The sequence below is a fragment of the Anaerotardibacter muris genome (genome assembly GCF_943192915.1).
GTDB lineage: Bacteria > Actinomycetota > Coriobacteriia > Coriobacteriales > Eggerthellaceae > Anaerotardibacter > Anaerotardibacter muris.
In genome coordinates this window covers 149,100-164,176 of sequence record NZ_CALPCD010000001.1, presented here as the reverse complement: position 1 = coordinate 164,176, position 15,077 = coordinate 149,100, and the positions used below count along the sequence as shown (strand labels likewise).

General features: G+C 56.5%; 12 protein-coding genes. 11 read left to right on the top strand and 1 reads right to left on the bottom strand.

Annotated elements, in window-relative coordinates:
* Entirely contained in the window at window positions 1–459 is a 459-nt protein-coding gene (locus tag NFR25_RS00780) for a helix-turn-helix domain-containing protein (RefSeq protein ID WP_251197345.1), read from the top strand.
* Here the strand turns inward: NFR25_RS00780 and NFR25_RS00775 are convergent.
* The gene (locus NFR25_RS00775; RefSeq protein WP_251197344.1) at window positions 456–1,769 is read right to left on the bottom strand and encodes a glycosyltransferase family 2 protein; all 1,314 of its coding nucleotides are present in this window, start codon (window positions 1,767–1,769) and stop codon (window positions 456–458) included. The two genes, NFR25_RS00780 and NFR25_RS00775, sit on opposite strands and share 4 nt — an antisense overlap.
* Before the next feature lie 965 nt (window positions 1,770–2,734).
* On the opposite strand from NFR25_RS00775, the gene NFR25_RS00770 reads away from it, so the two are divergent.
* The 10 genes from NFR25_RS00770 to NFR25_RS00725 all read left to right on the top strand — a co-directional run bounded on the left by NFR25_RS00770 (window position 2,735) and on the right by NFR25_RS00725 (window position 15,057).
* On the top strand, window positions 2,735–3,619 hold the full coding sequence (locus NFR25_RS00770) for a substrate-binding periplasmic protein (RefSeq protein WP_251197343.1): 885 nt from the start codon (window positions 2,735–2,737) through the stop codon (window positions 3,617–3,619).
* Window positions 3,620–4,143: 524 nt separating this feature from the next.
* Window positions 4,144–5,484 (top strand): S1C family serine protease, encoded by a 1,341-nt coding sequence (locus NFR25_RS00765; RefSeq protein WP_251197342.1) that lies wholly within the window; start codon window positions 4,144–4,146, stop codon window positions 5,482–5,484.
* Window positions 5,485–5,791: 307 nt separating this feature from the next.
* A complete protein-coding gene (gene pyrH, locus NFR25_RS00760) occupies window positions 5,792–6,517 on the top strand; it encodes a UMP kinase (RefSeq protein ID WP_251197341.1) in 726 nt (241 codons plus the stop codon).
* A gap of 218 nt (window positions 6,518–6,735) precedes the next feature.
* Window positions 6,736–7,257 (top strand): ribosome recycling factor, encoded by a 522-nt coding sequence (gene frr / locus NFR25_RS00755; RefSeq protein ID WP_251197558.1) that lies wholly within the window; start codon window positions 6,736–6,738, stop codon window positions 7,255–7,257.
* Window positions 7,258–7,330: 73 nt separating this feature from the next.
* On the top strand, window positions 7,331–8,092 hold the full coding sequence (locus NFR25_RS00750) for an isoprenyl transferase (RefSeq protein ID WP_251197340.1): 762 nt from the start codon (window positions 7,331–7,333) through the stop codon (window positions 8,090–8,092).
* A 3-nt stretch (window positions 8,093–8,095) separates the two neighbouring features.
* Window positions 8,096–9,103 (top strand): phosphatidate cytidylyltransferase, encoded by a 1,008-nt coding sequence (locus tag NFR25_RS00745; protein WP_251197339.1) that lies wholly within the window; start codon window positions 8,096–8,098, stop codon window positions 9,101–9,103.
* Window positions 9,104–9,286: 183 nt separating this feature from the next.
* A complete protein-coding gene (locus NFR25_RS00740; RefSeq protein ID WP_251197557.1) occupies window positions 9,287–10,495 on the top strand; it encodes a 1-deoxy-D-xylulose-5-phosphate reductoisomerase in 1,209 nt (402 codons plus the stop codon).
* Window positions 10,496–10,840: 345 nt separating this feature from the next.
* Window positions 10,841–11,920 carry a site-2 protease family protein gene (locus NFR25_RS00735; RefSeq protein ID WP_251197338.1) on the top strand — a complete coding sequence of 360 codons (1,080 nt, stop codon included), beginning with the start codon at window positions 10,841–10,843 and terminating at the stop codon, window positions 11,918–11,920.
* 6 nt (window positions 11,921–11,926) lie between these two features.
* Window positions 11,927–13,018: a flavodoxin-dependent (E)-4-hydroxy-3-methylbut-2-enyl-diphosphate synthase gene (gene ispG, locus NFR25_RS00730; RefSeq protein ID WP_251197337.1), complete on the top strand. Its 1,092-nt coding sequence runs from the start codon at window positions 11,927–11,929 to the stop codon at window positions 13,016–13,018.
* A 290-nt stretch (window positions 13,019–13,308) separates the two neighbouring features.
* A complete protein-coding gene (locus tag NFR25_RS00725) occupies window positions 13,309–15,057 on the top strand; it encodes a proline--tRNA ligase (RefSeq protein WP_251197336.1) in 1,749 nt (582 codons plus the stop codon).
* Window positions 15,058–15,077 lie beyond the last annotated feature (20 nt).

Genomic DNA, 15,077 nt, shown 5'->3' with positions numbered 1-15,077 from the left:
ATGCTGTTCCTTTGTGAATTTGAACTGCGGATCGAAGAGGGGATGTACGTCGCCATGCCGTTTGGTCTCGAGGGCGGTACGTGCGGTATCGACCCGCAAGACGCTGCCGAGATGGCTTACGACTGGCTACGCATGACGGGAGAAGACCTGCTCATGCAAGGAAAAGAGTTACCGAAGCTCCCGCTTGGCAACCAACCTCAAGAAGGCGGGAAGATCCTTTTGGTGGGCGCCGATGTATCTCTCGACACCATCAACAAGGTAACCGCCAGTGAAGCAGCGGAAATGCTTGGCGTTTCACGTTCACGTGTGTCTCAGATGTTGAAGAATAACCTGCTCGATGGCTATAGGGACGGTCGCGACACGTACATCACCATCGATAGCGTCAACGCCCGTCTTGCCGAACGCCCCAAGGCTGGTCGTCCAAAGAAAAAGACCAAGCCAGAAACGGCAGTGGCTTAGATCCTCGCGTCCTCGCGCGCCTGATTGAACTCTTCCACGTCCACGGAGATGCTGTGCTGGATCGGCTTCCATGCCGCTTTCTTCACCAGCGCAACCAGTGCGATGGGGATGTAGGTCAGCATGAAGAATGGGAAGGTGAACAGGTACTTTATCTTCTTCGCAGTGGTCGAGCGGATGTTGTCCCACTCAGTGAAGGTGGTCAGCGCGCCGAACACGAACATGAACAGCGTGTAGTTGAACAGGCAGAAGAAGATCGACGAAAGCGACGACGTCAGCATCACGCCTGTTGACATCAGCCCCGCGCTACCCATGATCAAGATGATCACGTTGAAGATGATCGACACGATGGTCAGCAGCAGCGCCGGCGCAATGGTCATCAGCATGTCGTAGCACGCGAAACGGTGCCCCTTAGGATTCGTGAAGATGCCCTTGAACAGCCCCGCGCCATACTTGCCGAACACCTGGTAGAAGCCCTTCGCCCAGCGGAAACGCTGATTCCACGAATCGCGGAACGTGATCGGCTGCTCGTCGTAGAGCACAGCTGTGGGACAATATGCGATGCGTTCGCCATGCAGGATGCTGTACGTAGAGAACTCGATATCCTCGGTAAGCAGGTGGAACTTCCAACCACCCATTTCCTCGATGATCTTCGCGCTCACGAAGAAGCCCGTGCCTGACACCGCACAGCTCGTATTCAGCGTCAGACGCGCCTGGCTCAAATACTTCGCCTCGCGCAAGAACCACACCGCGTAACCTGCGGAAATCCAGTTCGAGCCATAATTCTTCGAGTTTCGATAGCTAGTAGACGCGATCGCTCCGCCGTCGAACACCTTGTTCATTTCGCGGAAGTAATTCACGTCCAGCACGTTGTCAGCATCGAAGATGAAATACGCCTCGTAATTGTTCTCGGAATAATGTTCGCGAATGCAGGTGAAACCGTAATCGAGCGCGTAACCTTTGCCTACTTCCTGCGTGTTGAAGCGCGGGAACACGATAGCCCCTGCCTCCTGCGCGATCGCGGCCGTGTTGTCCGTGCAATTGTCAGCAACAACGAAGATGTCGATCAGTTCCTGCGGATAATTCTGCACGCGAATGCTGTGGATCAAGTCGCCGATCACGGCATTTTCGTTTCGCGCCGAAATGACCACGGCATAGCGATGATTCTCTTTTGCAGTTTGCTTTGGTGGGCGCTTGGTCAGCACTACGAAAACGTATAAGAGCTGGTAACCATAGCAAAGGGTGAAGGTAAGGAAAATGCAGAAGTTGAAAATGTCCACAAACGAGACCGTGGAAAGAACATCTTCGATCAACCTGACTCCTTTTTCCGGGCCGCGTGCGGAAGGCAACTTTTTGCAGGTGCGTAGCGAATGCGATCGCGGCGAAAGCCGTGCTTTCGAACGACTCGCGCAAAATACCTGCTCAATCGCGTTTGACAGCTCCTCAGTCTGTCAGTTGCCAACCGTGCGGCGCATCGTTCGTTTGAGGTGCATTTTGCGTCGCAGCAGCATCGAGCAATTGAAACACTAATTATAGGCTGTTTTCACGGTGAAAACCCTGAACCTTACAGAATCGTCAGTCAAAATTAAGGCGGTAGGTTCAACAAAGCCCCCGAAGGGCACCCCGATTCTCATGCGTCCATCTCGCATACACACTTCCCGCAGTCATTTTGCGTGCTGAACTCGAGCGCGCACGCACAGCTGGTCCCCACATCCAGCCCTTGTGCCCCTATACATCCGACCCTCGTACCTATAACGGCCGACATCAACAGCCTCTTCGTACGCTTGCTCTCACTCATATTCCGCAACACCCGTATTCTGCAGTCTCATTTTCGGTCGCGCGCATCGCCGCCAGCAGGTCAGCAGGCCGCCTGAAAACACGAACATGGTATACTAATGTGCGTTTCTTTTAGGTCTGTAGTTGCGGATCACCGCGCTACCGTGTGCATCAGCACTCGGCAGTGCGGTTTTCTTAGTCCAAGGCAGATGCGGTCAAAAGGATCCACGTAAGTTCGGCAGCTCTGCGCGTCCCACGTTGGACCACGATGCGGTCGAATGAGCATGGCGCATTCTAGGTGTAAGCCGTACCGCTGGAGCGCGACATAGGGTCGCCACAGCGAGCGAATGGCGTCACCGCGGTTCAAGCCTTGCTCGGTGCGTCTAACAGCGTGCCACTGCTTGTGCTACGGTGGCTAAGTTCCAGTATGCAGGTGTGGGGGCAAAGACTAGGTCAGCTAAGAGGAACGCACCCTCGATCCCAGGAAAAAGAGAGGTCCTTCATGAAGAAAGCTTCGATCCTTCTGGTCACTTTGATGCTCGCGCTTGGCGTTGGCTTGCTGAGCGGCTGCAGCTTCAACAAGTCCTACACGCCCGAACCTACCGAGCAAAAGATCGACAACTCGCTGTTGCACACGCCGGGCACGCTGCGCGTGGGCGTTGATGCGTCGAATGCTCCGTACGCTGCGGAATCTCAGGGTGCCATCGTGGGCATTGATGTTGACGTGGCTGCTGCGCTTGCTGACGAACTGGGCCTCAAGCTTGAACTGGTCGACATCGGATCGAGCGCCGATCAGGCTTTCACCTCGGATAACGTTGATATCGTCATGGGTGTGGGCTCCGATTCGCAGAACTGCTGGGTATCGAATCCCTACCTTACGTCTTCGATCGTGTTGTTCGCTGCTGAAGACAACACCGCTATTCCCAAGGACGGCGATGTTTACGTTGTCGCAGCTCAGGCATCATCCATGAGCGCTTTTGAGGTGGGAAATCGCCTTGGTGAAGACCACCTTGACGCCACTGCCGACATCCAGGCAGCCTTCGAGCACTTGGCTGACGGCACCGCGAAGTACATCGCAACCGACAGCACCATCGGCTCTTATGTGGCGCACTCCAACGGCACTGCTATTTACCCAGTTGCCCTGCTCACCGAAGAGACCAGCTACTGCATTGGCGCACCCACCACGGCAACGGGCCTTCAGGATGCCATCTCTGACGCGCTCAACAAGCTTTCCAATGGTGGCGTGCTTTCCGTCATCGACAGCAAGTGGCTGGGTACGCAGCTCAACCTCGATACGCTCACGGTCATTCAGCCCATCCCTGAACCTGAGCCCGAAGAAGGCGCAGATGGTGAGACCGCAGAAGGTGAAGGCGACTCCGCTGAATAACTAACAAAGGGGGATGGGAGCAAAACTGTTCCGCTAAATCTTACAAAGGGGGACGGTGTCAAACTGTCTCACCGAATCTAAGCCTCGATTTTTAAAACTTGAACTTCAAACCCGCCTCATCCCAAGGCGGGTTTTTTTCGGACAAAACGAGGACAGGTCCCAAAGTGTCTGGGACAGTAGGGGGACAGGTCCAAAAGTGTCCCGGACAAAAATGGACCCGTCCCCAAAGTGTCCGGGACAGAATGGGGACAGGCCACGATCGATTCGTCCAATCTGCCCGATCTACTTCAGCCGCAGGTTACAGCTCGGTAAAAAAGTCGTGAAGATTCCTCTAAAAATCGAGCCGCGAACCTCGTGAACGCACGTTCTTTAGTATTCTGAGGGAAGATTTTCGCTTGCGGTCAGCATTACGGATCACCATTGCAGACACCCTTGTGAATGCTCTTGTAACCTCCCTGATCATCCGCAAGCACCCATGAACCAAGTTCAGTGATTCACTCAACCGTTCAAAGGAGACGCGTACCATGACGAACCCCCAGCAGCCCTCGCAGCCGCAGCCCCCAACGGGCCAGCCGGTTCAGCCTGGAGCCCCGGCCCCTCAGCCTGCTCCGCAGGCCACCCCGCAGCCTCAGCCTCAGGCGCAGCAACCCGCAGCAGCCCAGCAAGTACCTGCTGGCGCACAGCCCGCTTCCAACACCAGCACCAACACTCCAGGCACTACGGTCGCATCTGCTCCCGCCGCCGCAAAGCCCAAGAAGCCACGCACTAACCTGCGCACCTTCCTCTTCGCGTTCGCGGGCGCTGCCGTAGCTTGCATCATCGCCTTCGGTGGAAACGCCCTGATCAATGGCGGTAATTCTGGCTATACCATCCAAGAGACGAATTCTGGCATCGTCATCAACGCCAACACCGACGACATGACGCTCGCCGAAGCGGTCGCCGCGAAAACGCTCCCTTCCGTAGTGAACATCAATGTCTACGCGAACACCGCAGCCCAGGGTTTTTCGCCCTTCGCTAACCAGGCGCAGACCCTCGAGCAGACCTCCCTTGGCTCAGGTGTCGTGCTCACTGCCGATGGCTACATCCTCACCAATAATCACGTGGTCGACGGTGCCGATGCCCTTGAAGTAGTGGCGGAAGGCGAAACCTACGAAGCCAAGATCGTTGGTACCGACCCCTCCAGTGACCTGGCGGTCGTGAAGGTTGACGGTGCAACCCTCAAGCCCATCGAGATCGGTAACTCGTCTGAGCTGGTCGTGGGCGAATGGGTCATGGCCGCTGGCAGCCCCTTCGGCATGGAACAGTCGGTCTCGACCGGCATCGTTTCTGCGGTGAACCGCTCCTATGCGGATGAAGAATCTGGTGCCATCTACACCAACATGATCCAGACCGACGCAGCCATCAATTCGGGTAACTCGGGCGGCGCGCTGGTAGATGCTGAAGGCAAGCTCATTGGCATCAACACGCTCATCATGTCCACGAGCGGCACCAGCTCCGGCGTTGGATTCGCCATCCCGGTCGACTACGCGTTCGGCATCGCCGAGCAGATCATCCAAGGCAAGACCCCGTCCCACGCACAGATGGGCGTGTCCATGATCACGGTGAATGACCAGATCGCAAGCCGTTTCGGCCTTTCCACTGACGAAGGTGCTTACATCAATTCCATCACTGCTAATGGTCCCGCTGCGAAGGCTGGCCTGCAGGAAGGAGATGTCATCGTGAAGGTGGACGGCGAGACTATCACGGGCGCATCCGACCTGGTGCTTGCAGTTCGTTCGCACAATCCTGGCGACAAGGTGTCCGTCACTTACATTCGCGATGGCAAGGAAGCTACTGCTGAAGTGACCCTCGGCTCCGACTCGTAAGCCCAGACGCCCTGCGTTTGCGCGCGAACCTTCTTCGCCGCAAACTACGATTCGCAATCCCGAAAGGCCAGCCCCGCGCTGGCCTTTCTCAAATGGGGACAGGCCAGGCCCTCGACCCGACCCAGCCAATTTGTCCACGCTTTTTTGCGCCCAAGCTTCAAGCGAACCACCCATTAAGGTAAGATGAGATGAAGCAAAAACGAGGTGAACCTACCGCGTGAGACCTACCGCCCCGCGTTCGCGCCCGAGCAGCGGTTTCACCACAAAAACCCACCTCACGGAACTCCCTTCATCGGAAAGGATTTGCATGAGCTCGGATTACAAGTACAAACGCGTATTGCTCAAGCTCTCGGGCGAGGCTCTAATGGGCGAAGCAGGCTACGGCATCGACCCGAAAGTGGTCGAAGAGCTGGCCGTTCAGATCAAGCAGATCGTCGATGATGGCGTCGAGCTCGCGGTAACGGTGGGCGGCGGCAACATCTTCCGCGGTCTCGCTGGTTCTGCGCAAGGCATGGATCGCGCTCACGCTGACTACATCGGCATGCTCGCCACCTGCATGAACGCTCTCGCGCTCCAAGATGCATTCGAGCGTCACGACATCCCCACGCGCGTCATGAGCGCCATCGAGATGCGTCAGGTATCCGAGCCCTATATTCGTCGTCGTGCCACGCATCACCTTGAAAAAGGCTACGTGGTCATCTTCGCCGCCGGTACGGGCAACCCCTATTTCACCACGGACACCACGGCTGCGCTGCGCGCGCTCGAGATCAATGCGGAATGCCTGATGAAGGCCACGAAGGTCGACGGCATCTATGACGCCGACCCTGTTACGCACCCCGACGCCAAGCGCTTCGAGACCATCAGCTACATCGATGTTCTGGCGAAGGGTCTGCATGTCATGGATTCCACGGCCACGTCGCTGTGCATGGACAACGACCTGCCCATTCTCGTTTTCGACCTTACGGTGCCTGGCAATATCGCACGCATCCTGAAGGGCGAGAACATCGGCACTACCGTAACCGCCGAAGGCTAGCCCAACAAAACGGGGGACAGGTCCAAAAGTGTCCCGGACACTTTGGGGACAGGTCCAAAAGAGTCCCGGACAAAAAGGGGACAGGCCAGGAAAGACCAGGAAAACCGCGTAGCAACGCGCTACAATAGTCATCACGAATTGAAACCGCAGCACACCAGGAAAGCCCGCTGCACCAGGGAGGAAGCATGGATCAGATCAGAGAAACCGTAAAGACGCGCATGGACGGCGTCATCGACCAGCTCAATCGCAATCTCTCGCAGGTCCGCACCGGCCGCGCTAACGCAATGATCCTTGACCGCGTGAAAGCCGAATACTACGGCACGCTCACACCCGTGAATCAAATGGCCGCCATCAAGACCCCTGACGCGCACACGCTCGTTATCGAACCGTGGGATAAAAGTGCTCTGGGCGCCATCGAGCAGGCCATCATGAAGGCTGACCTGGGCGTTTCCCCCAACAACGACGGCACCGTCATTCGCTTGCCGTTCCCTGCGCTCACCGAAGAGCGCCGCAAGGAACTGGCCAAGCAGTGCAAGCAGTTCGCCGAAGAAGCGCGCATCGCCATCCGCAACGCGCGCCGCGACGCAAACTCCGAGGTTGAGAAGCTTGTGAAGGAAGACAACCTTCCCGAAGACGACAAGCGTCGCGCCGAAGACGAGATCCAGAAGGTCACCGATTCTTACATCGGCAAGGTCGATGACATCCTGAAGGCCAAAGAAGACGAGGTCATGTCCATCTAAAGGCCCGCGCTCGCTCGAAAGATTGCCATCAAACGCAAGCCGCTTAGCCAGCTCAAGCCCCAATTTCGCGTCCATGAGACAGCCACTCGACTACATCTTCCCCGATCCTCCCGAGGACCTCGATCCCACCCAGTTCGATCAGAGCCGGGTGCCTCGTCATGTCGCGGTGATCATGGACGGCAACGGGCGCTGGGCGAAGAAGCGTGCGCTGAACCGCCTCAACGGACACAAAGCTGGCATCGAAGCGGTGCGCGAGACCATTCGCTGCGCGAACGATGTTGGCGTGGATTACCTCACCATCTATTCGTTCTCCACCGAGAATTGGAAGCGTCCTCAAGACGAGGTCAACGGCCTGATGAATCTTTTTGCGAAGACCATGCTGGCCGAGATCGACGGGCTGCACGAAGAAGGCGTGCGTGTGAAGACCATCGGCAACCTCTCAGCTCTGCCCGAAAAGACGGCCGCCGCTTTTGAAGAAGCGTGGGAACGCACCAAGGACAATGACGGAATGACCCTGGTTATCGCTGTAAATTACGGCTCGCGGGACGAGATCCTCGATGCTGTGCAACATTATGCGCACGATCTGCAGGAAGGCAGTGCGCCCGAGCTGACCGAAGCCGCCTTCGAGAATTATCTCTACACCGCCGACATTCCCGATCCTGACCTGCTCATTCGCACTTCTGGCGAGATGCGTGTGAGCAATTTCCTCTTGTGGCAGATCGCTTACACGGAATTCTATTGTTCCGAAGTGCTCTGGCCCGACTTCGACCGTTACGAATTCTTGCGTGCGTTGCTCGATTTCCAGCAAAGAGAGCGCCGCTTCGGGGCGGTGTAACTTATGCCCACCGAGCGCATCCGTCATACTTTCTCCTATGTCGACAAGGACGGAAACCTGGTCGAATCGCGTGAGGAAGTCTTGCTGAAAGAAGACCCGCGTGAGAAGCCGAAGCGTAGCACAGTTCTGAAGCAAAAGGCGCTCGACAAGACCCCTCGAAAGCTGAAGAACCCTTCTAACCTGCAGGTTCGCATCCGCACAGGAGCGGTCTACATTGCGCTCACTGTGTTATGCATCATCGCTTCGAACGCTACCACGGCCATCTATTTGGCGGTGCTCTCCGCCATTTGTGCGGGCGAATTCTATTACATGCTCCGCTCGGACGCGAAGCTTCCTAACGAGGCATTAGGGATCGCTGCTTCGGCGCTCTTCCCGCTGAGCATGTGGCTGCTGGGTGTTTACGGCGTGGTTATCGTGATGTCCCTGTTCATCATAGTGCTACTTGTGTGGTACGTGTTTTGGGTCCATGCGCGAATCGTCGACGTTGCTATCAGCCTGTTCGGTGCGACCTATACTGGTTTGCTCATGTCTTCTGCCATGCTCATCCGCATGTCGCTGCCTGAATTCTGGGGCGGCGTGCTCATCCTGGGAATTTTCTGCAGCGTGTGGGGCAACGATGCCTTCGCGTACTTGGTCGGTTCCCGATTCGGAAAACACAAGATGGCACCACAAGTCTCTCCGAAGAAGAGCTGGGAAGGTTTCGCCGCTGGCCTGGTGTTCTCCATGGCTTTTTGGTGCTTGTTCCCGTTGATCCCAGGCGTAGAGATGTCTTACGTGCAGGCGGTCATATTCGGGGCGATCTGCGGCACGCTCGGCGTGATCGGCGACCTGGTGGAAAGCCGCATCAAGCGTAATTCTGGATTCAAGGATTCGGGAACCATCATGCCTGGCCACGGGGGCCTTTTGGATCGCTGCGATTCTCAATTCCTGGTCACCCTGGGCTCGTCGCTGATGCTCATCTTCGGTAACTGCATCTCGTTCTCCTTGACAGGAACCGGCCTCCTTCTATAAAGGGGACGAGTCCGTTTCTGTCCGGGACACTTTGGGGACGGGTTCAAATCTGTCCGGGACACTTTGGGGACAGGCCAGAATTCAGAGCGACCACCAATAAGGGTAGCTGCCAACATGTGCGGCTACATACAACTGCTGCCAGCACCAATTGCAGCCACTACCGAGCGAAAGCGTAGGCGCATCATGACCAATATTCAGCAAGCTCACACAGCGAATCACAGCGAAGATTCCGCGGTCAACCCAAAACGCATCGCAGTCCTGGGCTCAACGGGCTCTATCGGCACCCAGACTCTGGATGTTGCTCGCCGCCACCCTCAGCATGTGAAGATCGTCGCCCTTAGCGCGAATACCCAGGTAGAAATGCTGTTCGATCAGGCGCGTGAGTTTTCCGTCAAACATGCGGTCTTGGCCGATGAAGCGCTCTGTAACACATGGAAAGCACGTTTTGCAGAGATCGGCGCCACCCTGCATGGCGGCAGCCAAGCTATCGTAGAACTTTGCCAGCTCCCTGAGGTTGACATGGTGGTGAATGCCCTGGTCGGCGCGGCAGGCATGCGAGCCAGCTATGCCACGCTCACGGCGGGCAAGCAGCTTGCGCTTGCTAACAAGGAATCGCTCGTTGTTGGCGGCGACGTACTCATGCCGCTTTCGTCCCACACTACGCTGCTCCCCATCGACTCCGAACACGGCGCCATCTACCAGTGCCTGTTAGGCGAAGATCCTGCCGAAGTCGCACGCCTGTGGGTAACCGCATCCGGTGGACCTTTCCGCGGAAAAAAGCTTGCTGACCTGCAGGATATCACCCCTGCGCAGGCGCTCAGTCACCCCACATGGAACATGGGTCGCAAGATCTCCATCGATTCGTCTACGCTCATGAACAAGGGTCTTGAAGTTATCGAAGCTCACCATCTTTTCAATATGCCCTACGACAAGATCGAAGTTGTGGTACAGCCACAAAGCGCCATTCACTCTATGGTCGAATTCACGGATGGTTCGGTGAAGGCTCATCTTGGTACCACTGACATGCGCATTCCCATTCAGTTCGCCATCAGCTATCCTGCGCGCTGGTCGGCACCTGTTGAACCGCTTGACTTCCGCACGCTTGGCTCGCTCGAATTTTCTGCTCCTGACCTGGAAACTTTCCGCTGCCTTGCGCTTGCCATCCAAGCTGGTAATACAGGTGGAACACTGCCTGCAGTGATGAATGCTGCTAACGAAGTTGCTGTTGCTGCGTTCCTTGATGAACGGATTCCTTACCTTAGCATTGCACAGTTGGTCGAATCTGCCATGGATCATGCTGAGGTAGAGCCTGCGCAGAGCATCGACCAGCTTCTTGAAGTGGATGCTGAAACGCGTGCCTATGTTCGAAGCCTCATCCAACCGCACGAATAGGCGTAGACAGGCCGGGGTGTAGCCTTATTGACCTGTTGGTTGAGGTAGTTCACGGGATAGACCAGGGAAGACCCCGGATCATCACGGATCCTTTGTTAACTGGCCTGTCCCCAAACTGTCCGGGACAAAAACGGACCTGCCCCCAAACTGTCCGGGACAAAAACGGACCTGCCCCCAAACTGTCCCAGACAAATCGGGACCTGTCCCCATTTCGCTCCCGTTCCCAAAAGGCCTACCAAGGTGTCCCCGAAACGCCCGCACCCGCGTGCCAGCGGGATGCGAAAATCCCGTGCAGGTAGTTGCTGACCACCGCACACGCGCTCCCTATCACGTATAATCTCACCCATGGATATTCTGCTCACAATCGCGATCGCCACCGTGGTGCTCGGCTTCCTCGTCTTCATTCACGAAGGCGGCCACTTCTTGGCTGCACGCGCGTTCGGCGTTCGCGTCACTGAATTCATGATCGGCCTACCTGGCCCCAGCATCGGTTTCACCTGGCGAGGAACGCGTTTCGGTGTCACCGCCATCCCGCTTGGTGGCTACGCAGCGGTGTGCGGCATGGGCACCGGCGAACCGAGCCCGTATCTTAAGCGTGTGCTGGGCTTCATGTACGAACGCGGCACCGCCGACATGGAAGACGTTGCCGAAGCACTTGGCATCACCGATGACGAAGCTTATCAGGCCCTCGAGGAACTTTGCGAGTGGGGCAGTCTGAAGCGCCCACGCCGTCGCGACAAGTTGAACACGTACCGCACGCCCGCCATCAAGCACCGCATCGAGGCAGGTCAGACCTTTAAGGACCGCGCCGAAGGTCAGCCCGACCCCATTCAGGACCTAGACAGTTTCTTCGCCGCTGAACAGCGTCAGCAATATCGCAGCCTCCCATTTTGGAAGCGCATCACCATCTTGTTGGCCGGCCCGTTCATGAACCTCCTGTTCGCCATGATCGTTTTCGTCATCATCTATTCTTGCATCGGCGTTGACCTGCAGATGCAAAGCGGCGAGATCGTGCATTACGTGCTCTCTCCGCTCGATGCTATCGTGGCTGGATTCAAGTACATCGGCATGGTGGCCATCGCCATTTTGGGCCTGTTCAACCCTGCCACCGCCGCAGAAACGGTATCGAATTCCACCTCGATCGTGGGCATTGCGGTGCTGTCGAAAACTGCCTTTGAAGCGGGCTTTCTCAGTCTGCTTTCGTTCTCGGCGGTCATCTCGGTCTCGCTCGGCCTGGCAAACCTTCTTCCCATTCCGCCGCTCGATGGCGGCCGCTTCGTCATCGAGGTCTACCAGAAGATCCGTCGCCGCAACATCTCGATCCGCGCACTCAATTATCTAAGCGTGGCAGGCATGTGCTTGTTCTTCGCGTTCTTCATATTCATGGTGAATCAGGACGTGCAACGCTTCATCATCGGAGGTTAAAGACCCATGGCGAACAGCGAATCATCTTCGACCTTAAAGGACAAGCCGAACCAGCGCACGAATCGTGTTTGGGTGGGGGAGGTTCCCATCGGCGGCGGCGCGCCCTGTGCGGTCCAGTCCATGCTGAACCTACCGCTTTCCCAGGTGGAAGAGAACCTCGCGCAGATCCAGCGTGTGGCCGATGCTGGCTGTGACATCATCCGTATTGCCATCCCGCATGCTTCTGACCTGGACTTCTTCGAGCAGATCTGTGCTCGGTCGCCTTTGCCAGTTGTGGCGGATATCCATTTCAGCGCAGAACTTGCCATCGAGGCCGCCAAGCGCGGCGCGGCGAAGCTGCGTATCAATCCGGGCAATATCGGTGGTCTTGAGGCCACTATTCCCGTGCTCGAAGCTGCCAAACAGGCTGGTATTCCCATTCGTATCGGTGTGAACGCGGGCTCTCTCGACACTGCTTTGCGCGACGATCCAACGCTCTCGCTTCCGCAGAAGCTTGCGCGTTCAGCCCAGCAATACGTGGAGTTCTGTCAGCAGAAAGGCTTCACTGACCTGGTGGTTTCTGCCAAGGCGCACGACGTTCCCACAACGGTCGAGACCTATCGTATCATCTCGCGCGAGCTGCCGCACATTCCGTTGCACATAGGTGTTACGGAGGCAGGCACGCTCTTCCAGGGTCTTATCAAATCTGCCTCTGGCCTGGGAATCCTCCTTGAACAGGGCATTGGCGACACCATGCGCATCTCGCTCACCGACGATCCCGTTGAAGAGGTGAAGGCTGCTTGGGTCCTGCTGGGTGCGCTCGATCTGCGCCTACGTTACCCCGAGCTTATCAGCTGTCCCACATGTGGTCGCTGCCAGGTAGACCTTATCAGCCTAGCCAAGCAGGTGGAGGACCGCCTTCGGTCTGTAGCACGGCCCATCCGTGTTGCAGTTATGGGGTGTGTTGTGAACGGTCCTGGCGAAGCGAAGGATGCCGATATTGGCGTAGCTTGCGGTGACGGACAAGGTGTCATCTTTGCAGGTGGGGAAGTGATCAAGAAGGTTCCCGAAGATCAGATCGTCGATCAGCTCATGGCTCACATCGCTGCGCTGAACTAATCCGAAGGCCGTGTTACATACCGTGAGCTAAGAGGGCACTCCACATTCTCGATCCGCTGGCTTCCTGTAGACGAAATGAGCAACGATCCGTGTTCGTCTCACACTTACGACCTATTTCATCGCACCTGCGACCTATTCCAACACGCCCTGACCCGCCCTGTCCTGCCCTGATTCGCTAGCGTTCATTTCGCCTGTTTCATTCACCGTGTTCACTTTGTCTGCCTGGCTCAAAACAGGTACAATAATAAGGAAAATCAATCTGTCCGTAACACAGCAGAGAATGGAACATCATGAGTGAGATCCTTTACATGAGCAGCCTATACGCTCCCACGTTGAAGGAAGACCCTGCTGATGCCGAAATCGCGTCCCACAAACTATTGATGCGTGCAGGCATGATCCGCAAGGTTGCTTCTGGCATCTACGCTTTCCTTCCGCTTGGCATGCGTGTGCTCACCAAGATCGAGAATATCGTTCGCGAGGAAATGAACGCTACTGGCGCTCAAGAGATCCTCATGCCAGCACTCCAGCCGAGCGAACTGTGGCTCGAATCTGGCCGTTGGGACGACTATGGCCCCGAGCTCATGCGTTTGAACGATCGTCATGACCACGGCTTTTGCCTCGGCCCTACCCATGAAGAGCTCATCACGGCGCTCGTGCGCAACGAACTGCGCAGCTATCGCCAGCTTCCTACAACGCTCTATCAGATCCAGACGAAATATCGCGACGAGATCCGCCCGCGCTTCGGCCTGCTCCGCAGTCGCGAATTCATCATGAAGGATGCATACAGCTTTCATGCTAATGCCGAGTCGCTCCAGGAAACATATGACCAGATGAGCGAGGCATACGGCATCATTTGTGATCGATGCGGTCTGGATTATCGCCCGGTCGAGGCCGATTCGGGCCAGATCGGCGGTAAGGTCACGACGGAATTCATGGCCCTTGCCGACGCTGGTGAAGCCGAGTTGGTCTACTGTCCTAGCTGCGATTATGCGGCGAATACCGAAGTTGCTGAATGCATCACGCGCCCGCTCGAATACCCTGCTGAGGCTATGGAGAAGATCGCCACCCCTGGCGTTACCACCATTGCTGCGCTGGCTGAATTCTTGGGCTGTAGTGAAGCTGCTACCGTTAAAGCCCTGGTGGGTAAGAATTCGAAGGGGCAGGTCATTGCCGTATTCATCCCTGGTGATCATGAACTGAACGAATTGAAGATCAGCCGCGTGTTCGAGGGATTCGAATTGCTCACCGATGAAGAGCTGAAGGATACAGGTTTGCCGAAGGGCTCCATTGGTCCCGTGGGCGTGCCCGAAGGCATCATCGTTGCAGCTGATCGCAGCCTGGAGGACATCAAGCGCTGGGTCGTTGGTGCGAATGAGGACGGCTTCCATTACGTTGGCGCAGCTCAGGACGAAGATTTCAAGGTCGACGTTTGGGCTGATCTTTCCACTACGAAGCCTGGTGACATCTGCCCAGTGTGCGGTGCGAAGCTTGATGGCGCGCGCGGCATCGAGGTGTCTCAGGTCTTCCAGTTGGGAGACAAATATTCCAAAGCACTTGGCGCGGTATTTTCTGCAGAAGACGGTACTGACCAGCCATTTTTGATGGGCTGCTATGGTGTGGGCGTTTCGCGCACCATGGCTGCTGTGGTCGAACAGCATAACGATGAGAATGGCATCATCTGGCCAGCTAGTGTTGCCCCAGCTCATGTCTGCATTATCCCGCTCACGGTAGGAGACGACGAAGTCTATCCCACGGCACTTCGTTTAGCGCAAACACTGAAGGAGAATTTCCCTGATCTAGAGATCGTCATCGATGATCGCGACGAACGTCCTGGCGTGAAGTTCGCCGATGCGGACCTTATTGGCTGGCCTGCGCAAATCGTGGTGGGCAAGCGTGGTCTGAAGAACGGAACCGTAGAGGTGAAGCGTCGATCATCAGGTGAAAAGACCGAGGTCAAGCTTGATTCTATCTCTGATGGCTTGGCTTTCCTCAATCGTTTCAAGCAAAGCCGCACGGGCCGCACCCCTTTGGTCCACTAGCCCAGACACCTTGAGGACAG

Coding starts and splice junctions, on each gene's coding strand:
- NFR25_RS00745 (WP_251197339.1), top strand. CDS start 8,096: ATGCCCACCGAGCGCATCCGTCATACTTTCTCCTATGTCGACAAGGAC.
- NFR25_RS00750 (WP_251197340.1), top strand. CDS start 7,331: ATGAGACAGCCACTCGACTACATCTTCCCCGATCCTCCCGAGGACCTC.
- NFR25_RS00765 (WP_251197342.1), top strand. CDS start 4,144: ATGACGAACCCCCAGCAGCCCTCGCAGCCGCAGCCCCCAACGGGCCAG.
- NFR25_RS00780 (WP_251197345.1), top strand. CDS start 1: ATGCTGTTCCTTTGTGAATTTGAACTGCGGATCGAAGAGGGGATGTAC.
- pyrH (WP_251197341.1), top strand. CDS start 5,792: ATGAGCTCGGATTACAAGTACAAACGCGTATTGCTCAAGCTCTCGGGC.
- frr (WP_251197558.1), top strand. CDS start 6,736: ATGGACGGCGTCATCGACCAGCTCAATCGCAATCTCTCGCAGGTCCGC.
- NFR25_RS00735 (WP_251197338.1), top strand. CDS start 10,841: ATGGATATTCTGCTCACAATCGCGATCGCCACCGTGGTGCTCGGCTTC.
- NFR25_RS00770 (WP_251197343.1), top strand. CDS start 2,735: ATGAAGAAAGCTTCGATCCTTCTGGTCACTTTGATGCTCGCGCTTGGC.
- ispG (WP_251197337.1), top strand. CDS start 11,927: ATGGCGAACAGCGAATCATCTTCGACCTTAAAGGACAAGCCGAACCAG.
- NFR25_RS00725 (WP_251197336.1), top strand. CDS start 13,309: ATGAGTGAGATCCTTTACATGAGCAGCCTATACGCTCCCACGTTGAAG.
- NFR25_RS00740 (WP_251197557.1), top strand. CDS start 9,287: ATGACCAATATTCAGCAAGCTCACACAGCGAATCACAGCGAAGATTCC.